Origin of the sequence: Pseudoalteromonas sp. SG43-6 (assembly GCF_014164365.1) — a bacterium.
Classification (GTDB): Bacteria; Pseudomonadota; Gammaproteobacteria; order Enterobacterales; family Alteromonadaceae; genus Pseudoalteromonas; species Pseudoalteromonas rhizosphaerae.
Genome location: NZ_JACJEZ010000004.1, coordinates 1 through 24,495, shown reverse-complemented (window position 1 = coordinate 24,495; position 24,495 = coordinate 1). Strand labels below are relative to the sequence as shown.

General features: G+C 39.6%; 22 protein-coding genes. 7 read left to right on the top strand and 15 right to left on the bottom strand.

Features of this window, described 5'->3' with window-relative positions; genetic code table 11:
* Positions 1–169 precede the first annotated feature (169 nt).
* Positions 170–2,194, top strand: coding sequence for a methionine--tRNA ligase (gene metG, locus H5201_RS02340; RefSeq protein ID WP_149981018.1), 2,025 nt, complete (start codon positions 170–172; stop codon positions 2,192–2,194).
* Between the two features lie 133 nt (positions 2,195–2,327).
* Here metG and H5201_RS02335 read toward each other — a convergent pair whose 3' ends face one another.
* From H5201_RS02335 to lepB, 3 genes are all read right to left on the bottom strand, one after another.
* Entirely contained in the window at positions 2,328–2,717 is a 390-nt protein-coding gene (locus H5201_RS02335) for a hypothetical protein (RefSeq protein ID WP_182739230.1), read from the bottom strand.
* Positions 2,718–2,832: 115 nt separating this feature from the next.
* A complete protein-coding gene (locus tag H5201_RS02330) occupies positions 2,833–3,261 on the bottom strand; it encodes a hypothetical protein (protein ID WP_182717908.1) in 429 nt (142 codons plus the stop codon).
* Positions 3,262–3,608: 347 nt separating this feature from the next.
* Entirely contained in the window at positions 3,609–4,259 is a 651-nt protein-coding gene (gene lepB / locus H5201_RS02325; protein ID WP_182717909.1) for a signal peptidase I, read from the bottom strand.
* Between the two features lie 163 nt (positions 4,260–4,422).
* Here lepB and H5201_RS02320 point away from each other — a divergent pair, with 163 nt between their 5' ends.
* The gene (locus H5201_RS02320; protein WP_257325865.1) at positions 4,423–5,148 is read left to right on the top strand and encodes a flagellar brake protein; all 726 of its coding nucleotides are present in this window, start codon (positions 4,423–4,425) and stop codon (positions 5,146–5,148) included.
* Between the two features lie 54 nt (positions 5,149–5,202).
* On the opposite strand, the gene H5201_RS02315 is transcribed toward H5201_RS02320, so the two are convergent.
* From H5201_RS02315 to aceK, 4 genes are all read right to left on the bottom strand, one after another.
* Positions 5,203–5,457 (bottom strand): DUF2999 family protein, encoded by a 255-nt coding sequence (locus H5201_RS02315; RefSeq protein ID WP_149981015.1) that lies wholly within the window; start codon positions 5,455–5,457, stop codon positions 5,203–5,205.
* A 62-nt stretch (positions 5,458–5,519) separates the two neighbouring features.
* Positions 5,520–6,482 carry a zinc-binding dehydrogenase gene (locus tag H5201_RS02310; protein WP_182717911.1) on the bottom strand — a complete coding sequence of 321 codons (963 nt, stop codon included), beginning with the start codon at positions 6,480–6,482 and terminating at the stop codon, positions 5,520–5,522.
* A gap of 21 nt (positions 6,483–6,503) precedes the next feature.
* Positions 6,504–6,896 carry a hypothetical protein gene (locus tag H5201_RS02305; RefSeq protein WP_182717912.1) on the bottom strand — a complete coding sequence of 131 codons (393 nt, stop codon included), beginning with the start codon at positions 6,894–6,896 and terminating at the stop codon, positions 6,504–6,506.
* Positions 6,897–6,978: 82 nt separating this feature from the next.
* A complete protein-coding gene (aceK, locus tag H5201_RS02300) occupies positions 6,979–8,766 on the bottom strand; it encodes a bifunctional isocitrate dehydrogenase kinase/phosphatase (protein ID WP_149981013.1) in 1,788 nt (595 codons plus the stop codon).
* 104 nt (positions 8,767–8,870) lie between these two features.
* Here aceK and H5201_RS02295 point away from each other — a divergent pair, with 104 nt between their 5' ends.
* Together H5201_RS02295 and H5201_RS02290 are read left to right on the top strand one after the other, a co-directional pair.
* Positions 8,871–9,818 carry a LysR family transcriptional regulator gene (locus H5201_RS02295; RefSeq protein WP_145233680.1) on the top strand — a complete coding sequence of 316 codons (948 nt, stop codon included), beginning with the start codon at positions 8,871–8,873 and terminating at the stop codon, positions 9,816–9,818.
* Positions 9,819–9,967: 149 nt separating this feature from the next.
* Complete coding sequence (locus H5201_RS02290; RefSeq protein ID WP_149981184.1) at positions 9,968–10,417, top strand: hypothetical protein; 450 nt, start codon at positions 9,968–9,970, stop codon at positions 10,415–10,417.
* Between the two features lies 1 nt (position 10,418).
* Here the strand turns inward: H5201_RS02290 and icd are convergent, their stop codons facing one another.
* Positions 10,419–11,678, bottom strand: coding sequence for an NADP-dependent isocitrate dehydrogenase (gene icd / locus H5201_RS02285; protein WP_182739228.1), 1,260 nt, complete (start codon positions 11,676–11,678; stop codon positions 10,419–10,421).
* 167 nt (positions 11,679–11,845) lie between these two features.
* Between icd and H5201_RS02280 the strand changes: the two genes are divergently transcribed.
* The gene (locus H5201_RS02280; protein ID WP_149981011.1) at positions 11,846–12,658 is read left to right on the top strand and encodes a hypothetical protein; all 813 of its coding nucleotides are present in this window, start codon (positions 11,846–11,848) and stop codon (positions 12,656–12,658) included.
* Here the strand turns inward: H5201_RS02280 and H5201_RS02275 are convergent.
* From H5201_RS02275 to H5201_RS02255, 5 genes are all read right to left on the bottom strand, one after another.
* The gene (locus tag H5201_RS02275) at positions 12,647–15,349 is read right to left on the bottom strand and encodes a 7TM diverse intracellular signaling domain-containing protein (protein WP_149981010.1); all 2,703 of its coding nucleotides are present in this window, start codon (positions 15,347–15,349) and stop codon (positions 12,647–12,649) included. The two genes, H5201_RS02280 and H5201_RS02275, sit on opposite strands and share 12 nt — an antisense overlap.
* 30 nt (positions 15,350–15,379) lie before the next feature.
* Positions 15,380–17,650 carry a TonB-dependent receptor gene (locus H5201_RS02270; RefSeq protein ID WP_145233672.1) on the bottom strand — a complete coding sequence of 757 codons (2,271 nt, stop codon included), beginning with the start codon at positions 17,648–17,650 and terminating at the stop codon, positions 15,380–15,382.
* A gap of 106 nt (positions 17,651–17,756) precedes the next feature.
* Entirely contained in the window at positions 17,757–20,003 is a 2,247-nt protein-coding gene (locus tag H5201_RS02265) for an NAD(P)-binding protein (protein WP_182783620.1), read from the bottom strand.
* A 9-nt stretch (positions 20,004–20,012) separates the two neighbouring features.
* A complete protein-coding gene (locus tag H5201_RS02260) occupies positions 20,013–20,969 on the bottom strand; it encodes an acetoacetate decarboxylase family protein (protein WP_182783618.1) in 957 nt (318 codons plus the stop codon).
* Positions 20,970–21,037: 68 nt separating this feature from the next.
* Positions 21,038–21,589 carry a dienelactone hydrolase family protein gene (locus tag H5201_RS02255; RefSeq protein ID WP_149981006.1) on the bottom strand — a complete coding sequence of 184 codons (552 nt, stop codon included), beginning with the start codon at positions 21,587–21,589 and terminating at the stop codon, positions 21,038–21,040.
* Between the two features lie 449 nt (positions 21,590–22,038).
* Between H5201_RS02255 and H5201_RS02250 the strand changes: the two genes are divergently transcribed.
* Entirely contained in the window at positions 22,039–22,182 is a 144-nt protein-coding gene (locus H5201_RS02250; RefSeq protein WP_182717921.1) for a hypothetical protein, read from the top strand.
* Positions 22,183–22,308: 126 nt separating this feature from the next.
* Positions 22,309–23,196 carry a TIGR02285 family protein gene (locus H5201_RS02245; RefSeq protein ID WP_182717919.1) on the top strand — a complete coding sequence of 296 codons (888 nt, stop codon included), beginning with the start codon at positions 22,309–22,311 and terminating at the stop codon, positions 23,194–23,196.
* Positions 23,197–23,215: 19 nt separating this feature from the next.
* Here the strand turns inward: H5201_RS02245 and H5201_RS02240 are convergent, their stop codons facing one another.
* Both H5201_RS02240 and H5201_RS02235 read right to left on the bottom strand, forming a co-directional pair.
* Positions 23,216–23,794: a YceI family protein gene (locus H5201_RS02240; protein ID WP_145233661.1), complete on the bottom strand. Its 579-nt coding sequence runs from the start codon at positions 23,792–23,794 to the stop codon at positions 23,216–23,218.
* A 3-nt stretch (positions 23,795–23,797) separates the two neighbouring features.
* Positions 23,798–24,352, bottom strand: a complete 555-nt coding sequence (locus H5201_RS02235) for a cytochrome b (RefSeq protein ID WP_149981004.1) — start codon at positions 24,350–24,352, stop codon at positions 23,798–23,800.
* Positions 24,353–24,495: the final 143 nt, after the last annotated feature.

Below are 24,495 nucleotides of genomic sequence, written 5' to 3'. Positions count from 1 at the left end.
AAATAGTGTTTCTTTGATGAAAATTGCCTCGGAATTATGTAACATTCAGGGCATTAACACCAGTCAATTAATGAAAATCGGCCAACCACGAAGGTGTTTCCTTTAGGTTTGCTGATAATATTATGATTTTCATCCGTTCCTTAACAGGAACCGTCAATTCGGAATGATTATGGCACAGCGAAAGATCCTCATTACCAGTGCATTACCTTATGCCAACGGCCCAACACATTTAGGCCATTTATTGGAATATATTCAGACTGATATCTGGTCACGTTTTCAAAAACTACAAGGCCACGAAGCTTATTATGTTTGCGCCGACGATGCCCATGGCACGCCAATTATGCTCAATGCACAAAAGCAAGGGATCACGCCGGAAGAAATGGTAAAAAATGTCAGCATTGAACGTCAACGTGACTTTGCAGACTTCAATATTAAATTTGATAACTACCACAGCACCCACAGCCAAGAAAACAAAGAATTCAGCGAGCTTATTTATAATCGCTTAAACGATGCCGGTCATATCAAAAAGCATACTATTTCACAGTTATTTGACCCTGAAAAAGGCATTTTCTTACCCGATCGCTTTGTAACTGGTACGTGCCCAACTTGTAAGTCTGAAGACCAAAATGGCGACAGCTGTGACGCATGTGGCGCAACATATAGCCCAACAGAGCTTATCAACCCGCGCTCTGTGATGTCAGGTGCTGAGCCAGTACTTAAAGACTCTGAGCATTACTTTTTTGACCTGCCAGCATTTGAAGGCATGTTAAAAGAGTGGCTTCACTCCGGCACTATTCAGCAAGAAATGGCTAACAAACTAGACGAATGGTTTGCCGATGGCCTGCAACAGTGGGATATCAGCCGCGATGCGCCCTACTTTGGCTTTGAAATCCCTGGTGCGCCTGGTAAATATTTTTATGTCTGGCTTGATGCGCCAATTGGTTACATGGCCAGCTTTAAAAACTTATGCGACAAACAAGGCATCGACTTTGATGCATTTTGGCAAGAAGGCTCTGACGCTGAGCTTTACCACTTTATCGGTAAAGATATTATCTACTTTCACAGCTTATTTTGGCCAGCAATGCTTGAAGGCGCAAAATTCAGAAAGCCAACCAATGTATTCGCGCATGGTTTTGTAACGGTTAATGGCGCTAAAATGTCTAAATCGAAAGGCACGTTTATTAAAGCGCGTACATATTTAGACAACCTCGACCCTGAGTTTTTACGTTATTACTACGCTGCTAAACTTAACAGCGGCATCACCGATCTTGACTTAAACTTAGAAGACTTTGCACTACGTGTAAATTCAGACTTAGTTGGTAAAGTGGTTAACATTGCCAGCCGTTGCGCCGGTTTTATTACTAAAAAGTTTGACGGTAAATTAAGTGACACTGTCATGGAGCCGCAATTATTAGCTGAATTCCAAGCAGCTACCGATACCGTTGCTCAGCACTATGAAAACCGTGATTATAGCCGTGCTATTCGTGAAATAATGGCGCTTGCTGATAAAGCAAACCAATTTATTGATACCTCAGCACCATGGGTATTAATCAAAGACGAAACGAAACAAGAACAAGCTCACCAAGTGTGTTCGCTTGGGCTTAACTTATTCCGCGTGCTAATGACTTACTTAAAACCAGTATTACCGGGTATGGCGGCAAACGTAGAAGACTTCTTAAATGATGATCTATCTTGGCAAGGCGCGCAAACTGCGCTTGTTAGCCACCCGATCAATAAATTTAAACCGTTAATGCAACGTGTAGAAATGGATAAAGTAAATAAAATGGTCGAAGAATCAAAAGAAAGCTTACTCGCTGCAAAAGACAAAATCGATCCAAACAGCCCTTTGGCAAAAGAGCCTATTGCAGCTGAAATCGAATTTGACGATTTTGCCAAAGTAGATTTACGTGTAGCTAAAATAGCCAAAGCAGAGCACGTTGAAGGCGCTGATAAGCTACTTAAACTAACGCTCGACTTAGGCGGCGAAACACGCCAAGTATTTGCTGGTATTAAATCAGCTTATGCGCCAGAAGATATTGAAGGCAAACTAACGGTTATGGTTGCCAACCTGAAGCCACGTAAGATGCGCTTTGGCATGTCAGAAGGCATGGTACTAGCAGCAGGCCCTGGCGGTAAAGAAATCTATATTTTAAACCCAGACGACGGCTCAGAGCCAGGTATGCGTGTAATGTAATTCGACTTTAACTAGTTAACACTAAAAAGCCGTTGTTTTAAACAACGGCTTTTTTAATTGCCACAACAAATTGTTTTTCCAGCACATAAAATTGTAGGTGCTGAAGTTAGCGACCTGCGGCTACCCGGTTAACTTAAAGTTTGGATGACCATAGCCAAATCATATAATTGGTAAAAGAAAAAATTATAAGTGGCATACCGAAAAACATTAGACCAAAATAAGGCCCTGTTAGTGCTGATATTAAGTAGTAACCTACACCTTTAAAAGGCTCACCTGAAATTAACTCAAATATACTTCTTAAAAAGCTCGATAAATACAGAGCTAGAAAGCCCATGCCCAAACCTAAAAGCTGTACTTGGTACTTTTTGGTTTGTCTGTGAGTTATTGGAGCAAAGTAATAGCCAACTATAAACCCTGAAAGTGCGCAAAAGCTACCGACGAGATCTGTGCCCAGCCAAATGAATAGTGGCCAACTGGCGAAAGATAAGATGACTGCATATTTCAGCCTTTCAGAAACTCTCAATATGGGCACCATGTTTAGTTAAGTTAACACGCGCATAAATTGCGGAAAATGCTTGGCTATAATTAGCGAAGAATGAGCGCCAGCCAAGCGTTTGAAGTCATTTCTGATGCGTTTATTATACCTTCTTTATCGGTAATTCACTTATTTTATAGACTCGAAAAGGTCCCATACAAAAAGTGATTAAGCCATCATTTTTCTTCGGAGCTCGGTAATTCACAGTAATATAAGCCTCATTTATCGTATCAGTCTTAATTGTAAAGGTTGATACTTTATAATCAGCTAGCTCATGATTGCTTTCAAAAGCATGTGGTTCAGAAATAATTGTAGGAACATACAAGGTTACCCTATCAATTTCACCTAGAGAGATTACAGCTCTTACAGCCTCAGCAACACCATAATTAACAGGGTAATAAACCGTTATTTCTGATAAATCAGCGAAATTATCTTGAGTTATAAACGCCGCTACTTTCTTTATTTCGCTTTTTTTATCACAAGAAAAAGTTGATATTGAAGTAAATAAAAATAACAAAACTAAAAGTTTCACTGAGCTTCCTTGAAGGTATAACAATTTTATCTACGACATTTATCTTTTTACAAACAGAAAAATATCCATATATTATAATGCATTTATCTTAGCTATCAAACAGATACCTGTAAACAACTAGTTAACTTCACCTCATTTTTTACAAATGCAGCAATATACAAAAATGCTAGAGATCAGTAATATCTGACAAAATCATAAACACTATTTTTATATACAGTTTATTGTTAGGTGAGAGTCAACAACGCTAAATTTAATCGCTAAGCTATTTTAAGTTTTAGCGCTGTTATTTTTTGCACTACTATCTTTTATCAGTGCTATCCTTTACCAGACTATAACAGCGCTTACTATTACTGTAATTCTTTTAGAAGCCTGTTTTTACGTGGTAAATAATAGTCATCGTAATCCAGTGAAACTATCACCCGCTTTGCCCTTCCGAGCAATTCAGCTCTTGGTACTAAGCCTATTACTCGTGAATCAGCACTGTTATCACGGTTATCCCCCATTGCTAAATACATATCTGTAGGGATGATAAGTGGATCAAAATTTTGCATATAAGAGCGCTGCTTAGCGAGTTTTACGGTATGTTTTATGCCATGCAAATTCTCTATTTCCACTCGGTTTATGGCGGTTTCAGCTACAGTTTCGTAATTAAGCTTTTCACCATTAATAACAAGTTGATTATTAACTAAAGCAACAGTGTCGCCCGGTACACCTATTACTCTTTTTATTAGGCGATTTTGTGCAGCAACAGAATCAAATACAATAATATCACCGGCCTGTGGCTCGGCTAGTTTAACCAGCGAAATTTTAGTAAAAGGCACTCGTAGGTCATACGCCATTTTATCTGTCAATATACGGTCGCCCTCAACAATGGTTGGCTGCATTGAACCTGTGGGTACTTCGTACCAGTCAGCCACTGCACTTCTAAAAACACACATCAGCGAGATAAATACGATTAACGAGCGGTTATTTTTCCATATTTTATAAAGGTATTTCACAGTTTTGTTCCATAAGTTAGTATGTTATTTAATAGACAAAGCAGATATTTATCAGTTCAATCAACTTTGTAACAAGGCGTGTATTACTTTTATTAATTAAGGCTTATAAACTAATACCAGTCGTTTTTCGTAGTGATTTTTTAGTTCTTTTGATGGATACTATTTGGAAACAAATAATAATAACTACGTATATATGGAAATTACACAAGACAGACCAGCGCAAGCTAGCAAAGCTAAGTTTTGCTTAGACTTACTGCCAGGTAAATTAATCGACATTCAGTTCACCAACCCATTAAGTGTCAGATTTAAACTCTCTTTAGTTGGCTATGAAGCTGGTAAGTATTTAATTTTAAAGTACCCTGTCCAAGCAAAAAAAAGCCAATATGCTGATGTGTTAAAAGAAGGCAATGGCGCAATTGTACGCTATATAGTCGAAGGTGAACGTGGGGAGTGCGTCGCTTTTTCGACCACTATATTAGCTATTTCTTTTCGACCAGAAAAATTACTTTACCTTGCTTACCCTAAGAATATTGAGAGTAGGCAACTGCGTGAAGTCAGCCGTTTACAAACCCATATACCAGCAAAGATTAGCATTAATAAATCGCATACTTATGACAGTGAAAATCTATTGCAAGGTTTGATCATCGATATTTCACCGACTGGTTGTCGCTTTACTGTGCATGTTAATTCAGGGTTTTTAGCGCTTAAAAAACGCCCCGTGTTTGTGCATGTTCTATCGCCTATCGACAACAGTGCCGTGGTGATCAGTGCGCATGTGCGCAACAATCAAATGCAGGGAGATCGTTTAAGTGTGGGCATCGAGTTTGCCGCACATGAACAACAAAAAATGCAAAACTTATTGGCCGCTTACACGATAGACATTGCTTAATAATTGCATGCTTAACAAATGAGAGTAACTAAATGTACTCTCATTGATAGCTCGTTATTGGTTTTTCAACTGCTGCTTAGCTTTTTCAAGCTCACCTTCACCAATACCAAGTGAATCAGCGGCTTCTTTGATTAAATGAGGCTGAGTCATTACCAAGCCCATTAGTGCTTGTAACTTCTCTGGTGGAATACCGAGTTGCTGCACAAGTGCCATTGCCATCATTGGGTTTTGAGTAAATGCTTGAAAAAGTTCGTGTACTTTTTCATCGCTAACATTGTGCTCTTTTAATGTTGCTATAATTGGGTTCATGTTTTTGCCTTAAATCGCTTTATAGTTGCCCATAGTTATATGGGCAAATATTGGTTTTTAAACTACTGAACTAATAATACAACTTTTCCGGCATTTTCGTTTCGTTCAAGAATCGCGTGTGCCTCACCAGCGTCTTGCCAAGGCAACGTTTTATAAATATTAAAATCAAACTGTTGATTTGCTATATCGTCATAAAATTTTGCTACAAACTCATCGCGTAGTTGGCGTTTAAACGCTTGACTGCGATTGCGCAGTGTTGAGCCATGAAACGAAATACGCTTTTGTAACAAGAGTGCAAAATCTACTTCTGCGAAGCGACCATCTAAAAATGCCAGCATAATTATTTGGCAATCCATTGCAGCGATTGCTGCATTTTTACTTAAATAGCGCCCAGATACCGGATCAACAATCACGTTCGCCGTTAAACCATGGTTTTGCATGTAAGCAACAAAATCGTCGGTTTTGTAGTTGATTACATGATCGGCACCAAGCGCTTTGGCATGTTCGCACTTTTCATCGCTACCTGCGGTAATAACAACCGTTGCCCCAATACGTTTAGCCATTTGTATAGCTGCCCCACCCACGCCACTTGCGCCTGCATGGATCAGTGCTGTTTGCCCTGCTTGTAACTTACCAAGTTGAAATAACGCACCAAACGCGGTTAAATATACTTCGCTGATCGCTGCACCTTGCGCCATAGTTAAATCACTTGGTAAAGCCATTAATTGTGCGGCATCGACCGCCACATATTCGCTATATGCACCGCCTGCACACAAAGTAAATACCGCTTTATTAAGCCAGCTTTGATCAACCTCGGTGCCAAGCTCAATCACAGTGCCTGCGCATTCAAGCCCTAGAATGGGGCTGTCGCCCTGTGGCGCTGGATACTTACCTTGACGTTGCATACAATCAGCGCGGTTCACGCCGATAGCAGCAACTTTAATTAACACTTCATTAGTTTTTAATTGCGGTTTAGCGGTGTCGCTTAATGTTAAATGCTGATCTTGATGAGAAATAAATTGCATTGCAGCTCCTGAATTGATGAGTTAATCGATTTTACGCCACACTTCGGCTTCAACTAACTTACCATTTTCTGTTAAAGAATGATGCCACAAATCTCCTTCAATTTTGTAATCAAAAGCCATGGTTTTGCCAAGCAACGATTCAATGTTACCGTAAACAAAAGTCTCTACAAATTGTTGGTTTTTTAAGGTGTACTGCCCGCCACCTGCATAATGAAACTGGCCATTTTTTTGGGTGATGTAATTAAAATGAGTGGCGGTTATTAGTTTAACTGAGGTCAACTCTGGTGCTTTGGCAGTCACATAACCTTGTTCAACTGCATATTTCCCTTCCACAAACTCCCAACTACCTAATAGCGGGTTAGCTAAAACCAGCGGTGAGGTGATGAGTAAACTTGCTAATAATAGAGATTTCATGATTTTCCTTGGATTTTGTTTTATGAAACTTTACCTTTTTACACGCCCAAAATTAATCAGACTTATGGGTAATAACCCCCGGCTAAAATCGCCAACTTTGTTTGTATGGATACACATCAGCCAATTGCCCAGCATTGATATCAGCTTGGCACTGCAGCCAAAAATCAGGACTAAATAAGTCTTGATGTTGCTGGCAAAAATGACTAAATGCTTGCTGATCAGCACTAAAAAACACTTTAAACTGACTCGGGAATACATCATTTTCGGCAACATCAAAGTAGCTTTCGCTGCTTAGTTCATCAAAACTATTTTCACTGCTCGGTAAGTCTCTAAAGTTACAATCCGTTAATGGGCAAATTTCATCATAATCATAAAATACCACGCGCCCCCAACGGGTCACACCAAAGTTTTTCATCAACATATCACCGGGGAAAATATTAGCCCCGGCTAACTCTTTAATCGCCTTGCCGTAATCAAGCATTACATTATTCAGTTGTTTATCGTCACATTGATTGATGTATAAATTAAGTGGTGTCATTTTGCGCTCAACGTATACATGCTTAAGCACTAAGGCTTTATTTGCAATAGCCATACTTGAGCCGATACTCGCTCGCATATGGGTAAGCAATTCATCGCTAAAACGATTTAAATCAAATGCTAAATAGCGAAATTCATGAGTGTCGACTAAACGGCCGACTCTATCCGCTTGTTTTACAAAGTCGTATTTTGCCATCACCTGTGCTTTGGTTGATGTTTTAGGCGCGCTAAATTTATCTTTTATTACCTTATAAACATAATCTGAGCCAGCAGTGGTAAATACTAGCATTACCATGCCTGGCGTGCCGGGGGCAATAATGTACTTATCATCTATTGGACTATTGTTGGTGGTGTCGACCTTATAGCGATAAAACTCTGTTTTGGCATGTTTAATAAAGCCAATGGCATTGAATAATTCAAATCGTTGCTTATGTGGCATTAGCACTGATAAGTAATCTACGTAGCGCGCGGGTTGGTCGGTATCAACCATAAAGTAGGTGCGAGCAAAGCCGAATAATAAACTCAGTTGATCTGCACCCATCATCACCGCATCAAGCTTTAAACCGCTTTGGGTATGTAAAATAGCGACAGCAAAGGGCATGTTATCGCCATTTTTAGCGATACAACGACCTATTAAGTAGCAGGCTTTATTTCTAAAAAACAGTGAATTAGCGTATTCAATATAGCCATCGTTTAAATTCATCAGCTCATACACTTGACGACATTGCTGCTGCGCACCTAACGCCAAAGTACGCTGCAAAATATCAACATCATGAGCTAAATCTGTAAATCCAACCCGAAAAGCTTGTCGATAAATAAGTTGCTCCACCGCCTGGCTAAAGCCATTTTGCAATGAAATACGACTTACTAAATTATCAAATGGCCGAGATTTAGCGCGGTATTTGGCTTTTAAAACAAATAAGTGCACGGTGCGAATTTTTTTATCATCCCAAATCGAGCCAAAAGTTGAATTAAAAAATGTATGCGCAATCGGTTGGTTTTCATGATCTTGCACCATTTGGCCATAAATATGCTTTGCCTGCTGCCACAGTCGCGGATCGTTGAGCTCTTTAAATGCAATGACTCGCACCGCTTCACTAACATTTTTAACTTGCCTTTCATATACTTGTAAACGCTCACGCATTGCCGATTGTACATTTTGCCATTGCCGTTGCTCAAAACGACTTTGTGCACCTAAGGTAATATTTAAAAACTCAGCAAACATCGCTTCAAAGCCTGCGAATACGGCACGCGCTAATTTGGTCGCAATGACTTGCTCAATTGCGTTGCTAGTTTGAGTCGATAACGTATTTGCTGTTTTTAGCTCTAGCATATTTCTATCACTTATGATGACTATGTCTATTTAGTGGTTTACACACCTTAGCAAGCACGCTTTAATTTAGATAATTAATACAGCGAATGAATAAGATTGATCAAATGAATATAAGAAATGTCGATCTCAACTTGCTTGTGTACTTAAATGTACTGATAGATGAGCGAAATGTCTCGAAAGCGGCAAATAAATTAGCATTAACCCAACCTGCAATGAGTAATGCACTAAAACGTTTACGTGATTTATTTGACGATCCGCTCCTAGTTCGTGCCGCAGGCTCTATGACTCCTACTGCAAAAGCGCTGAGTTTAAAACCTGAAATAGAAGCGCTGTTAAAAATGGCTGAGGCAATAACCCAACCCAGTGATATGTTTGATCCAACCACTGGCGAACTCACCTTTAGAATTATGGCGAATGATTATTTAGAATCAACGCTAGTCGCGCCTTTTATTACCCAGCAACTCAATAAACATCCAGGACTTAATTTTGATGTGCTTAGCCCCAGCGATGTTAGCCTGCAAGATATGGAAAAGGGCAGCATTGACTTAGCCATCAATCGCTTCAACGGCCTACCACGGTCTTTTCATCAGGCCAGTGTCTGGCGAGATAACTATTGCTGTTTAATGCATCCAGCTAACCCATACTTAAAACAGCCTGATCTAGAGCAATACTTAGCGTCAGAGCATATTTGGGTAAATCGTGCAGGCTGGGGGGCTGAAGCTGCCGTCACGAATAAATCAGGTAGCCAAAAGCTGGGATGGGTAGACGAAGCTCTTTGGCAGCTTGAACAAACCCGTCATATTCGGGTGTTTACTCGTCATTACATGGTGGCAAGTTTACTATGCCAATCGCCACAACTGATCGCCACACTACCAAGACGACAAGCAATGCTGCTAACTAAACATACCGAGTTAGTGATTAGTCCTGTGCCGTTTCAAATTGTCCCAATTGAAGTAAAAATGCTGTGGAGCCCATTACTGCATCATGCCAGCCCACACCAATGGTTACGCCGCGAACTGCAAGCGTTCGCTAATACGATTGCTGATCGCTAGAAAGCTCTAATTAAAATGGAGCTCTCTCGTTATTATTGATTAAATCAATATCAGTTATTGAAAACAACAATTTCATAAATAGTGTGCTTAGGGCTACAGTGAAGTCATACCAAATGAGTTAACCACTAACACTGAGAGACAACATTATGATGCAAACTACAGCAAGCTTCACCCAACAAGACGGATTATTTATCGACGGCCATTTACATGCGTTCATCGAACAACAACTTTGTAAGCAAACCACCCTTGAGTGTAATGATGTTTACCAAGCATTGGCGACTCTGGTTGATGAATTTGGCTGTCAATGTCGTAAAAACAAACATTTTGACAATGACAGTTTAGATGTACAAACGTTATTGCATGCGTATCAAGTTGAGCATAATCACCCGCATTGTCATGTTGATGCACAAACAACAACTGCGGTATTAGATGAATATTGCTGTCAGGTGCCAGCTATTATTGTTGTTGCTTTAATGGATACATTAAGCGGTACACCAAGCGATGAACACAATGCAAAAGCAATTTATCAACGTGCTGCAACACTGACTAATCGCCCTTGCATGTATCGTGCAAAGCTCTACAACGCCAATGCAGCGTAGTTCATGAAACTTTTAAACGCTCGATTATCCTTTGTGTAAAATCACTGCAACTGAGGATGGTCGAGTTTTGCTGCTCTGCCTGTAAATCAAAGGTCACTTCACCGGCTATAAATGTCTGTTGCAAAGCCAGCTCTATACTGTTGGCCGCTTCGTGCCAATTCATAAACTGTAGCATCATCACCGCACTTAAAATACTACTGGTAGGATTTGCACTATTTTGTCCAGCAATACGCTCAAACGTACCATGAGTTGGTTCAAAAAAAGCCACTTCATTATTTAAATTTGCTGCGGGCATAATACCAATACCACCCACTTGTGCAGTCAACATATCTGCTAGATAATCGCCATTTTGGTTGGTTGTTACCACTACATCAAATTGCTCAGGATTCATTAACGCTTGCTGGAGCATGTTATCTGCAATCACTTCTTTAATAACTAACGGTGCCAAGCCCTCACGCGGTATTTCTAGCCAACGGCCATTACTGTGTGGTATTGCTGAGAACTCAGTTTGCGCTACGGCAAACCCCCAACGCTTAAACGCACCATCAGTAAATTTAAGTACATTGCCTTTATGCACAACCGTTACCGAGTCACTATTTTGTTCAAGCGCATACGCTATTGCATAGCGCACTAGCCGCTCTGACCCTTCTTTAGAAATATTTTTAATGCCAATACCACATTGTTGATCAAAGCGCAGACGGGTTACGCCCATTTCTTGGCATAAAAAATCCAGCATTTTTTCGGCTTCGACACTGCCAGCTTGCCATTCAATTCCAGAGTACACATCTTCAGAGCTATCGCGGATCACAACAATATTGGTATTTTCAGGTTTTTTTAACGGTGACGGTAATGCGCAATAGCCTTTAATCGGCCGCATATTTACAAATAAATCCATTTCATGACGAAGAGCAACATTGAGTGAACGAAAACCTCCGCCAATCGGCGTGGTTAAAGGCCCTTTAATCGCTATTTTAAATTGCCGAACCGCATGAATCGTCTCTTGCGGAAACCAATCCCCATCATATAGCTGCGCAGCTTTTTCACCGTTAAAGACTTCCATCCAGTGAATTTTTCGCACTCCTTGATAACATAACTGCACAGCATGGTTCACAATGTCACGCATACAAGGGGAGATATCCTGCCCTACTCCATCACCATCAATATAAGCAATGATCGGCTGCGACGGAATATGCCACACGCCTTTATTATCAATGCTAATTTGTTCACCCTGAGGTGGGATTTCAATGTGTTGATAACCCATAACCTGCCATATTTTTATTATAAAATATCATATAAACATTAAACCATGGTTGGCAGTGAGTGTCGTGGTTTTAGCATCTATACTTATCATTCAACAATAAAATAGTGAACGGATTTTATCCTTTACTCGGTCTTTTGTGAGCAATTAAAAACCATTAAGTACCAGATATGAAACTGTTTAATCGAATTTTATTCGTTACTTGTTTAGCGAGTACATCTGTTTTCGCAGCCCAGCTTGATCCTCAAGGATTAACCGAGCTGTCAAAAAGCAAGCAGCAGATAATACTGCAATGGCTGAATTTTAGTCTTGAGCAAACTCAGGCAACTTTAGGCCCACTGCCATACTCTAATTTACCCATTTATTTACACCCTCGGTATATTGCATTTGAACCCGTGCCTTGGGGAAGTGTGCGCCGTGGTGATCCAGATGGCATAGAGTTACATTTTGATCGCTTTGCCAGTTTTACACAATTACGCGATGACTGGACCCTCTACCATGAAATGGCACACCTTTACTTACCGTTACTACCCTATTCGGGCTTCTGGTTAAGTGAAGGATTTGCAACCTATATGCAAAATATAATAATGCGTGATAGTAAAGTGATCACTAGGAAGCAATTTATACAACGACTATCTGCAGGGCTTGAACGCGGACGTCAGCAAACGCGAACAAAGCAACAGCCATTAAGTGAACTTGCCGACGATATGTGGCAACAAGGTGCACAACAAAGAGTTTATTGGAGTGGTAGCGCATTTTTTATTGAAGCAGAGCTGGCTTTACAGCAACAAGGACAAAGCTTGACACAATTAATAAAACGCTATCGCGAGTGTTGTTATAGCTCAAAAACAACAGCAAAAAAACTGATCACAACATTTGATCAGCTTTCACGCAGCGCCATTTTTTCAACCTTATATGCCCGTTATACACAGCGTACTGATTTTCCGGACATTACCCGTGAGCAGCTTATTTTACTGAGGTGAGTGACATAAAATATCATCAATTTCATCAAACACTTGATAAACTAAATGGCTATCTAACATCACGCTATCGGCTTTAAGGGCTTTGTCTAACTTGATTGCATGTTGGTACAATGTTTCGCACTCAAACATTCCAGCAGTTCCTTTTAGCATATGAACACTTTGTGCAAACCCTGTCATATCGCCATCTGTATATTGCTTGGTTATTGTTTCTCGCTGCTTTTTAAGCCCTTCTATGTACACCTGTTTAAGCACCTCAAATTCATGCTCTGGCAATTTTACATCTTCAAGCATTTCGATATCTAAATAACTAGCAATTTTATGACTAAATTCACTGCGGTCAATTGGTTTGCCTATATGATCAATAAACCCTTGTTTTAGATAGCGATCAACTTCATGCTTCATAGTATTTGCTGTAAGGGCAACAATGGGTGTCGTTAATCCTGTTGCCTGCATAATATGAATCGCTTGTTCACCATCCATTACTGGCATTTGAATATCTAATAAAATCAAATCAAATTGATGATCTAGCGTAGCTTGCACTGCATCTTTGCCATTTTCTACCGCAGTAACCGTTAACCCCATTCGCTCTAAAATACGTTTGATCAGTTCACGGTTTTCAGGATGATCTTCCGCTACCAGCACTTCACCCACGAGATTTCGCTGATCTTGACTTGGCAGCTCTTTTTCTTTGCTTATAGAGATCTCATCAAAACTATTGATCCAACGCACTCGTTCAGGCATATATAGCGCGATATTGAGGCTAAACTCACTGCCACTGCCAACATGGGAATGAGCGGTGATATTACCATCTAACTTTTCGGCTAAACTTTTTGAAATATTTAAACCGAGTCCTGTACCGCCATATTTACGTGAGATCGATGAGTCAGCCTGATAAAACGGCGTGAACAAGTCTTGTTGCTCAGCCTCTGTCATCCCAATGCCGGTGTCTTTAACTTTAATGATAAGCTGCTCTTTAGTGCAACTCACCACTAATTGAATATGCCCTACCGTGGTAAATTTTAATGCATTAGCTGTTAAGTTTAACAATATTTGTCGTAATCGGGTTGGATCAGAAATAATCCAATCAGGCAGTGGGAATTGGTAATCAACTTTAAATTTAAGACCTTTATCACGAATTTGTTTGCCTAATAGCGATTCTATATGCGCAATGGTTGCAAATAAGTCAGTCTCGACTAAATCAATTTCAAGGCGATTGGCCTCAATTTTTGACATATCAAGTATGTCGTTTATGAGTCCTAAAACATGGCGGCTGTTTTGTAAAATAACCCGAATACCATGATTTCGTTCGTGAGGCTTAATATCGCCTAAAATAATACCATCTGCGTAGCCTATAATAGAGGTCATTGGCGTACGTATTTCATGACTCATATTTGCTAAAAAACGGCTCTTAGCTTCACTGGCATCAGTGAGTTCTGACGCCAATTGTTGTAACTCCTGCGTACGCAATTGCACTTTTTGCTCGAGGTTTTTAGTAAGCTCAACATTCTCATCATGTAAAATACTAAATTTATTTGCCACTGCAAACGCGAGTAACATCGCATCTAAGGCGGTGCCAATCAAACCTAATAGGTACAAATCGATTGCAATCGGCGTCAGTACACCTAAATTAGTTAAATTTCCCACCATATTAGGAATTGCCATCGCTAGGTAAGCAAAGACAAAGTATCGCGCGGGTTTAAAACCACTCATCCAACTGCGAACCCCTATGTACATGCCTAAGCATAAGGTGCACCCCGTTACTATTGTTGCCCAAATAAACCCAAAACCTGGCCACATAGCAGCGAAAGGCAAACCTGCGGTTGCCACCACAGCTAATATAATTGATGCTTTGGCTAATTGTGGAAAACTGTCTTTTAGCTTAAGCAAATTATTGAAAAATAATATGTTAGTTAATGGTATTAAAACAAACCCTAGCCAATGAAAATGGGCATTATAAAAACCAAATAGTTGATCTGGAATATGGAAAAACTGGCTCCAGGCAAATACCCAGCATGCTGTAAATAAGGCGTAATAAAGGTGGGTTACATCCCGTGCGCCAAAATATATTAATAAGTTATACAAACCCAGCGCAATGCCTACTCCAAAGCACAACATCATCACCATATTTTCGATGGTGACCTGGGTAAAGAAGTCTGCATAGGGTTTTAATACCAGTTTAGGAGGAGTGTAAAAGTAGTCACTTTCATACTTGGTGATCAAAAAGTAACGCTTGCCTGGTGTAAGGGCTATTTTATTGCCGTAATGAAAAGCAAATTCGTTTTTTTCAATCCCCCCTGTTACGTAACGCGCGGCCTCAGATGTGGGATCGGCCATATCATATACACGTGTTTCAATACGCGATACTAAGGTGTTGTAAGGGAACAACACTAATTCAGCTAGCTGAGTCTGATTTTCAAGTTCGACAACTAACCAATAACTTCCGCCATAATATGTGGTACTTGTTTGTGGTTTTTTATTGTCAAGCCACGTCGCAATCTGAGTACTGTTATCAGGAAACCCTTCATAACTTGCCGCTAATAAGGTACCAACTTGAAACAAATTTATATCTTGTTGTTGCTCTGTATAAACAAACACATCCGCTGACTGTGTTGCTCGCACTTCGCAGACATATATTGTTAGCAAGCCTAAAAAGACTACATAGCAAAAACCTTGTATTGCTTTTAACAGCATACAATACGCCTCAGTTTAATGACAAAAAGATTAGAACTGATAACTAATATCCAAACCATAGCGACGACCTTCCCCTTTAAAATCTTCCAACATGCCAAGGAAAGAGCTCAAATCAAACTTCAAATTACTGTACTCACTGGCAAATAAATTTTTCCCCCACAGTACAAAACCTAGGTTATCTAATTGATAACGAATATTACCATTGACTAAACTGTAACCATCTTGCATAGCATACGGATTTTGGTTTTGATCAAAATAATAGTCTGATTGATAATCCACTAGTAATTGTGTTGTTAAGGGATTACCAGCAAGCTCTAAACGATATTCTACGCCTGCACTCACATTCCACTTTGATGTAAATGGCAGCCGATTATGAGTCAAACTGTTACCCAAAGGATCAACAAATTCTTCAAATTCCGCATGGGGAATGTAACCCATCGCAAAACGCATTGAAAGTGCTTTAGTCGCTTGATAATCGAGTTCAGCTTCAAGGCCATAGATCACTGAATCACCAACGTTTTCTAATAATTGCACGGGTGGCTTTTGTGGTGAGTCTGATGGTTGGTTCATAAACACTTGCTGATCATTATAATCATAATAAAAAGCAGCCCAATTAAACCGCACACCTTGCTCAGGCCACCATGATTTAGTACCAATTTCATGCGCATTGAGACGCTCTTTGCCATAGTCAGCTAATTCGGCTTGCTCTGGGGAAGATAAAAACCCGCCATTATAACCACCACTTTTAATCCCATTTGCAAAACGGTAATAGCCATGGGTTGTATCGTTAATAAGGTAGTTCACAGCAAACTGGCCAGAAAAACCATTATCGGATTGCTCGCCTTGCACATGATAAAATGGCACTAAAACCCCTGCTAAATCACTCGGATCAACTACCATATTTAATTGTGCCACTGAGTCATAATCAAGTGACTCATAGGAATAACGTAGTCCAACACTTAGCAACCAATCTGAATTAAGTTGATAGTCTAACTGGCTGAAAGCGGCAATATTTTGCGTGTCAATTTGGTTATCATAGAAGAAGGTTGCGGTTAAGTCGGTGGCTAATATACCGCGATAATCTCTTAAAATATCGTTAATATTATCTTGTTTGATTGATTCATCTGCGTAATATAAACCACTGGTTAAAGTATGTTTGTTCCATTGCGTTTGCAAGCGTAACTCTTGGCTAAATAAGTGAGTATCTAAACCTAGATTTCCTTCGCATAATCGCGCTGGTGAGCCATCACAATTAAATGCATGATCGCGCTCTAATTGGTTATAACTACTAATCGAAATAATTTCGTTAAACTCATTTAATTGCCAATTAATATGTGCACTAAACCCTTTACCATCCGTTTTATGCGGAGAATCGTTATTAACTTTAACCGTGTAAAAGTCATCACTGGCATCATTGAAGCCAAAGTTATCATAGCAATTTGTCGAACCAGCTTCGCTAGGACTACATAACTGACCTGTTAATGGATCCGCCACTACACCGATATTACCGACAGGCTGCACAATACCCTGCCAATCTTCGAGGTGCGCTTGTAACAATACCTGTACAGTATCAAACTCACTTAATAGTGATAGCCGTGCATTGGTTTGTTGCATTCCAGCGGTAGGTGATTGTGCAAAAGTATTGGTGGTTGAATAGTCATAGTCTTGATGATTTAAAGCAACACGAAACGCGCTGTTATCACTTAATTGATTGTTATACATAGCATCAATACTAAACGCGTTATTATTTGCTATACCCGCTGTTAAATACCCCGACTCGTTAAATTCAGGGCGTTTAGTGCGAATTAAAATTGCTCCGCCAGTTGAATTGCGGCCAAATAAAGTCCCCTGCGGACCACGCAAAATATCCACTTGCTCAATATCAAAGAAGTTAACGATCTGATTACTTGCAGATCCTACGGCAATGTCGTCTACATAAATAGCCACAGGCGAGGTGTTCGCCGTATTGTAGTCAACTAAACCAACCCCCCGGATATTTACCGCCGGTGGCGTACCTTCAGCCGCATTTTGGCTGATTTTTAAATTAGGCGCGAATACCGATAACTCTGTTGAATCTTTATAATGTTGATTTTTAAGGCTATCACCTTTGACCTGACTAATGGCAATACTAACATCTTCAATTGCCTGCGCGCGTTTTTGGGCGAACACCTCAATGACTTCGAGGCTTTGGCTAGAGCCACTCGAATCGTCATTTTTTGCCTGTGCAGCCACAGCAAAAACGAGGCTCGACGAGCACAGCAGCAATATATGATTTGAAAAAGGATAACGTTGGCTTTTCATTAGATGGTGAACCTTAATACCGACAATGTAAAGATATTGTAATTATTTACGATTATAGACTAATTTATTGATTAAAGTCGCCAAGTTATCCATTAATTAGCTAGTTTTACTGCGCTTCAAAGGCATTTTCACCACTGATCTGCTGCGGATACCCACACAGTGCTCGTGCTGTTTGCATTCCAGCCATAACCGCAGCTTCAACACAACCTGCATTAACACCTGTTTTGATCCAATCGCCGGTAATAAATAAATTACTAAATTGCGTGCCATCAGTTGCTAAACGATATTGACTGGAATCTGAAACCGACAGCACATAACGCTCACTTGGATCAACATTCACTCGCCAGTACTGTTGATCTAAGCGCGCTGATTCTGGCACGTCATGCTGTGTATATAAAATGGACCAATCAAAGTCATTATCGTTATAAGCTAACGGCCATAATGGCTGCATATTAGTTGTTAATAGTTGTGTTAAGTTAGTTTTTACTTGTGCTTTTGCCCGTGCAGGGAAACCATGATCACTCTGTGGTGGATACTCTTGACAAGGAAATGCACTACAAAAATAGGCAATATTCTGCGGACTATTGCTTGCAGGCCACTGCTCTTTATCAATTAAGTTTTGCATTGCAGCCCAAGTATCAAACGGTTCGCTAAAACCACTCAAAATAGGCCCTTCTTCACTTGGCGGCATATACTGCCAACCTAACTGTTGATCTGTTTTATTTAACCAAATCTGACTGGCTTGTGTAGCTACCGAAAGAACATTTTTAGCCTGAGCAGCAAAGTTGTCGTCTATTGCTAATAATTGTGGGCAAACATGCTCTAATGAAGCAACTGAGACCCCAAGGATCAGCCGGTCAAAATCATCTTTAAACTGCAGTGTTTTAGTTGGTAGTTGTGCGCCAAAATGTGCTTGGTAACAGCTGGGCCAATCACTCCAAAATGATTCTAAATTAATATTATTCTGCTTTAGTAACAGGGCCTGCTCGTGGTTTATCTGCTGATAAAGAGGCTCACTTGGCCAGCAAGCTAAGTTTTTCACATCAATTAATGGCTGATACTCTGATGAGTTATTTAAACTCACTTGCTGTTGTAATAACACAGAAGCAACACAGTTTTGGCCACTTTCATCAATCCCAGGTGTAAGTTGCTGTAGTTGATGGAAGAATTCAAAGTTAACGCCTCTTTGTTTTAATAGTTCATACAATGGCGCAAAAATAACATCGCCCATTCCCGCCTGCATTTTCCACATTACCCCACCGCGATAACACAATGCGATTCTAAGCATGGCAAGTGCAGCAACTCCAGCTTCTACATTTGGTTTTTTAAAATCACCTTGTGGGTAGGCAAACACTAAATCATAAAAACCACGCACGGGCGCAGAATCGACACTGTATTGTTTATTCGCACCATTTTTTAATAACCATTGACGAAAATCATACTTGTTAATGACCCCAAAACCATCGCGATAAACTTTATCTTTAATCAATCCAACCAGCATCGCTATCGCTAAATCGGCACAAATATAAATACGCCTCAACTCTGCATTGTCATCCAGTAACTCGGTTAACTCTTGGTTAATCCAGCGTTTTAGTTTTCTGACAATATACCAAATCACTAAACTATCTTTCTTCTCAGAAATTTGTGGCTGCAGTGTGTTGTTACTTTGCACAAAGCTATTTAATTTATCAACAAGTAAGCTAGGTGTTGAAGTGATTTCTTGATTGAGATTTTGTATATCGTTGGTAAAGGTTTGCCATGCATCACTGCCATCAGAAACCAAGGTCTGAATTTGTTGATGAAAATGGCGTAGTAGGTATCTATCTCGTGGTTTTTTTGTCGTTAATTGTGTGCTCTTAGCTTGGACTCTGGCGGCCAGTTCAAATTGTGGTATCCATTTTTTTAGCCATACAAGGGTCATTTTTACAAAGTCCCACACGGTAATATCTAAACTCCCATTCGCAGGATTGCCAGGTAAAACAGGAAAGTCTATAGGCCACGTTTGCCACTGTTCATCAATGTGCTCCTCAAGGGCAATAAAACTATGCGGTTTAAGTGCTTGTTGCCAGGTACTCAGTGCACTCGTTGGCGGACGCTGTAGCTTGTCGTATACAGTTTCAATGGTTTTAAAACTATTAACATAGGCACCAAACCAGACATGTAAACCATGCTCTTCTATGCGCTGCCCCATAACAGCATTACGGCCACTGGCTCCTTTTCCTCCTAAACGCCAACCTTGTTGGTACACTGTAATATGTCTTTTTTGCTGCCAATTAGGTTGTTCAGTCAGGTATAAAGCAGCCGTCATTGCGGCAACACCACCGCCTATAATAACTATTTTTTCTTGCTCCATAATGGATCCTTACTTAGGGAGTATTTGTGTAGCTTGAAGTTGGTCAAAATCCATCTTGATATAAAACGGCAAATACACAGCTTGCGCTCCTAGCTGTAAACCAAACATTTGCGCTAAAGGAAAACTATCTAGTAGCTGTAAATGTAGCTGATAAGCACCACTGAGTAGCTTAAATTGATGGATTTTCTTTATTTCTGAAGGAGAGTGCATAACCGCTTGAAAAACAGCCTTATCGCCTTGCCCGTCAGGTAATTGCTTAAATAGTATTTGATCCATCTGTGGATTCACAAAACCCTGTAACAGCTGCTTTAATAGCGAAAAATCAATACCAATATGATCCCCATCAAACAAATTGGCGACATGCTCGCCAAAGTCCTCTAATACAGATAATAAGCCATCGCTTTGCGTCTTGACGTTTTTGGTGACTGAAAATAAATGCTGTGATTGTAATTTTGACGTTGGCGAAAAATGCTTAAAACAATCCAATGAAACTGAAAAGTCCGTTATATCACTTACCGAACTGGGCATCTGGTAATCACATAAATATTTATTGTAACCCCATGTTTCTCTGCCGTTTATTAATGCATAAACATTATTTACGCAAATAAACGCCGGATACCAATAAAGATGAGTAATATCTTCATCATTGCCTTGCTTTTCTACCTTTGCAACTGGTAACCAAATAATAATATCAGTCTCTTGCATCCAACCGTGCTCACTAAAAGGCGGCGTTAATGAGGCAATTTTTTCTATGTCGGTAAAAGTTAATAATGCATATTCGCCTATGCCTTTAAAATATAACTCATCCGTTGCAACAATATTAAGCGTTGTATCGATATACTGTTGAACTTTATCCTGATCTATTTTTGCAAAAAAACCATACATATTTGCATTAGTCATTCGACATGGTGGCTTTGCAACAGGGTTTGATAAAAAGTGACTATAAGGAGGTAGTTGTACGGTCATGATTTATAATTATTTTATTGGATAAAAAATAAGTATAGCCAAGATTTTTTACAAGGTAGTAATTTCAGTTAATTATTTTCAGTGAGCAAGTATTGGCTATATTGTTGATAACCAAAGCTATCGAAGCCTTTTGACAAGGGATTCATAAACCCATGACCGTAGTCTGCACGCTGGCATTGCACTTTGATTTGCTGCTCTAAACAAGCGAGCACAGGATGAATATCAAAGTGCACTTCTTGCTTCGCAAAAATAAACTCGCAGGCCACGCTGGCAGACAAATCTAAATAATGACGAACTTGATTTGGATAAAATGCCACTAATCTTTTTATCTGTGAATTTTTCACAGTTGCTTGGCTTCGCCACGCAGCGGCTCCACCAGCACTAAAACCGATTACCGTAGTTGGTTTAGTTACTCTACTAAGAATGGTATTAAGCTTGTTGAAATAGTTATCGTGACCACACTCAGTGATAAATAAATCATACTGTAATTGCTCATCAATCACTGGCTGCAATTGCCCATCGTACGGATCGACAATTATGCTTTTAGCGTTAAATTGCCGTGCAAAGTGACTCAAATGAGCGGTTTTACCAAAAATATCACTAACGATAATGTATTCCATAGCCAAATCTTATTATTTACAGTTAAATTACCGCACAACAGTTAAAATACCGCTAAACGCCTTTTTCAGATTAGCTAATTAAAATACAGCAGTTAAAATACAATGGCTAGAATAAAGTTAAAATAATGCTTGCGTAAATAAAATTACTGGGGTAAATTGTCCTCTTGGCCCTAAAAAAGCCTCGCGGTTAACCTCTTTACCCTGATCCAGTAATCCCCGCAAAACGTATATTATAGAGCTAAGTTATTGTACGGCGAGAACCCCAATTCAGACTACGGCATATTTTTAAATAGTCGCATAAATGTCATAAAGATCGTCAACACTGTAATGAAGCTAAACACAACACGGTCTATCTAATTGTGCTTTGAAAGCTAATAAAGAAATTAGCGCACATTAAAGATAACAAGAAAAAAGTGAGTTTTATTATGTCTTATAGTTACAACGGATCTATGATCCAAATCGCACATCCAGTGCAATCAATTTCAGTAAATAAACAACGTGTTATTTTTTCTGATACACAAGGTTTAAAAAATACCTTATTTACAAAAGCAAGTGACGCACGTCAATTTGTTAAATGGTTAAAAGCCAATTAATCGATACTGATTTGCTTCCTCGCAATTTAAATGACGCCAGCTAATGCTGGCGTTTTGCTTTTTTTAAGCTAACTATTTAACAGCTGCTACACTTAGTATATTAATAATTTATCTGTGGTTGAATTAATGCATTATGCCTTTCGTTATGCTTTTTTATCATTGTTAATTAGCACTCCTTTGCATGCTAAAACAATTGATTGGATAGTCACTGACTTTGCCCCTTATTATATTTTTAACGATCAATACGCAGGAACAGGCCGCGATGAAGGTGTTATCGCCTTATTAGAACAACAGCTTCCTAGCTATACATTCAACCGTACTATTTTTCCATCAAGTCGCACAATACAGGAGCTGTCTAACCCAAATCATACTTACTGCATGCTCTCGCTATACCAAAGCCCGCACCGCAAACAACACATCAGCTTTAGTGAACAGACTTCGACGGTTGGCTTATCGCCTTCTATTGCTATTCACCAAGAGCTTGTGCAACATCTCAAGCTTGAAACAAGTACACCTGCATCATTGAAAACCCTACTCAATCAATACCAACTTGCACTGGGGATTTCTATGAGCCGATCATACGGTAATGCTATTGATGCAGTAATTAATAATAGTGCCGACGCATCGATAATTATTCGACCTGGTCGCGATACCCTTGCCAGTTTGACTTACATGTTAAAGAAAAAGCGCATTGATATTTTATTGGGCTACCCAAGCGAGCATTACTATTTAGCAAAATCGATGGGGTTTGAAGATCAGTTAATGCAATTGCCTCTGACTGAAGCTCCCGATCTGAGTTATGGCTATATTGGCTGTACTAATACCGAGCAAGGTATCGCGCAAGTTGAAGTGCTTAATGCAGCACTGAAAGAAATAAAACAACAACCAGCCTACCACGAAGTGTTATTACGTTGGTTACCAGATAATTTAAAACCGTTACTAGAGCAACGTTACAAGCAAACAAAAACGCCCCAACTGAGTGAGGCGTTTATCAATATTAGCATATTTATTTAACCTGAATTCAGGTTAGGTTTTACTTACGCACACCTTCAATATACAAACCAATATCAACATGTGTAGATGCAGGACCTAGGTTGTAATCAATACCAAAATCAGCAAGCTTTAAACTGGTTTCACCTTCAAAGCCAACTCGGTAACCACCCCATGGATCTTTACCTTCACCAATTTTATCGATTTCAAAGGTAATCGTTTTTGTTACACCATGAAGGGTAAACTCACCTGTTACATCAGCTTCATCACCCTCTTCATCAAACTTAATTGACGTACTTTTGAAGGTCGCTGTTGGAAACTTATCAACATTTAAAAACTCTTTACCACGTAAATGCTTATCACGTTCAGCATGGTTCGAATCGATACTTTTAGTATCAATATTAACCATGATCTGTGATGCGTCTGGGTTAGCTGCATCGTAGCTAAAGCCGCCGTCAAAAGTATTAAAACGACCGTGTAACCAGCTATAACCTAAATGCTTAATTTTAAAGTTTACAAATGCATGGGCACCTTGAGTGTCAATAACATAATCTGCAGCGTGTGCAGTATTAGCACCAAACAATGTTGCTGCTACTGCAGCTGAAAGTAATATTTTTTTCATTTATTAATCATCCTTTTGTGGTTTTATCATTCTAACTAAGGTTTTATCTTTATCGATAAAGTGATGTTTTAACGCCCCAAGAGCATGTAAAACCACTAATCCTATGAGGCTACACGCCACATAGTAGTGAACTTTACCTGCAATATCTGCTTGATTAGCTACTGAAAAATCAATTGCGGGAATACTAAATAAGGTAAACACCTCAATTGCACGACCATCCGCAGTAGAAATCAAATACCCTGAAATCACAATGACGCTAAGCAGTAGATATAAAAATATATGTACTGTATGCGCTACATTATTTAACGCTTTACTGCTGCCCGCTACTGGCTCAGGCTGCGTGCCCAATGCACGCCAAGCAAATCTAAAAATTAATAAAGCAACTAAGGTGATCCCTACGCTTTTATGTAAATCCAAAGAACCTTTATACCAACTATCGTAATAAGTAAGTTCAACCATGTACAAGCCAAGGCCAAATAAGCCAATCACCATTACCGCCATTAACCAATGTAATAAAATGGCAACCACACCGTACGAAGATTTTGTATTTTTAAGCATGTGTTATTAATTCCATTATCGAATGACATCAGAATAGCGCGTACCTAGATAGAAGAAAATAGCTAATAACAAACAAGTTATGTGCGTATATGCACAAGTAAGATTAAATTTAGCAAGTTAGCAAGTTAGCAAGTTAGCAAGTT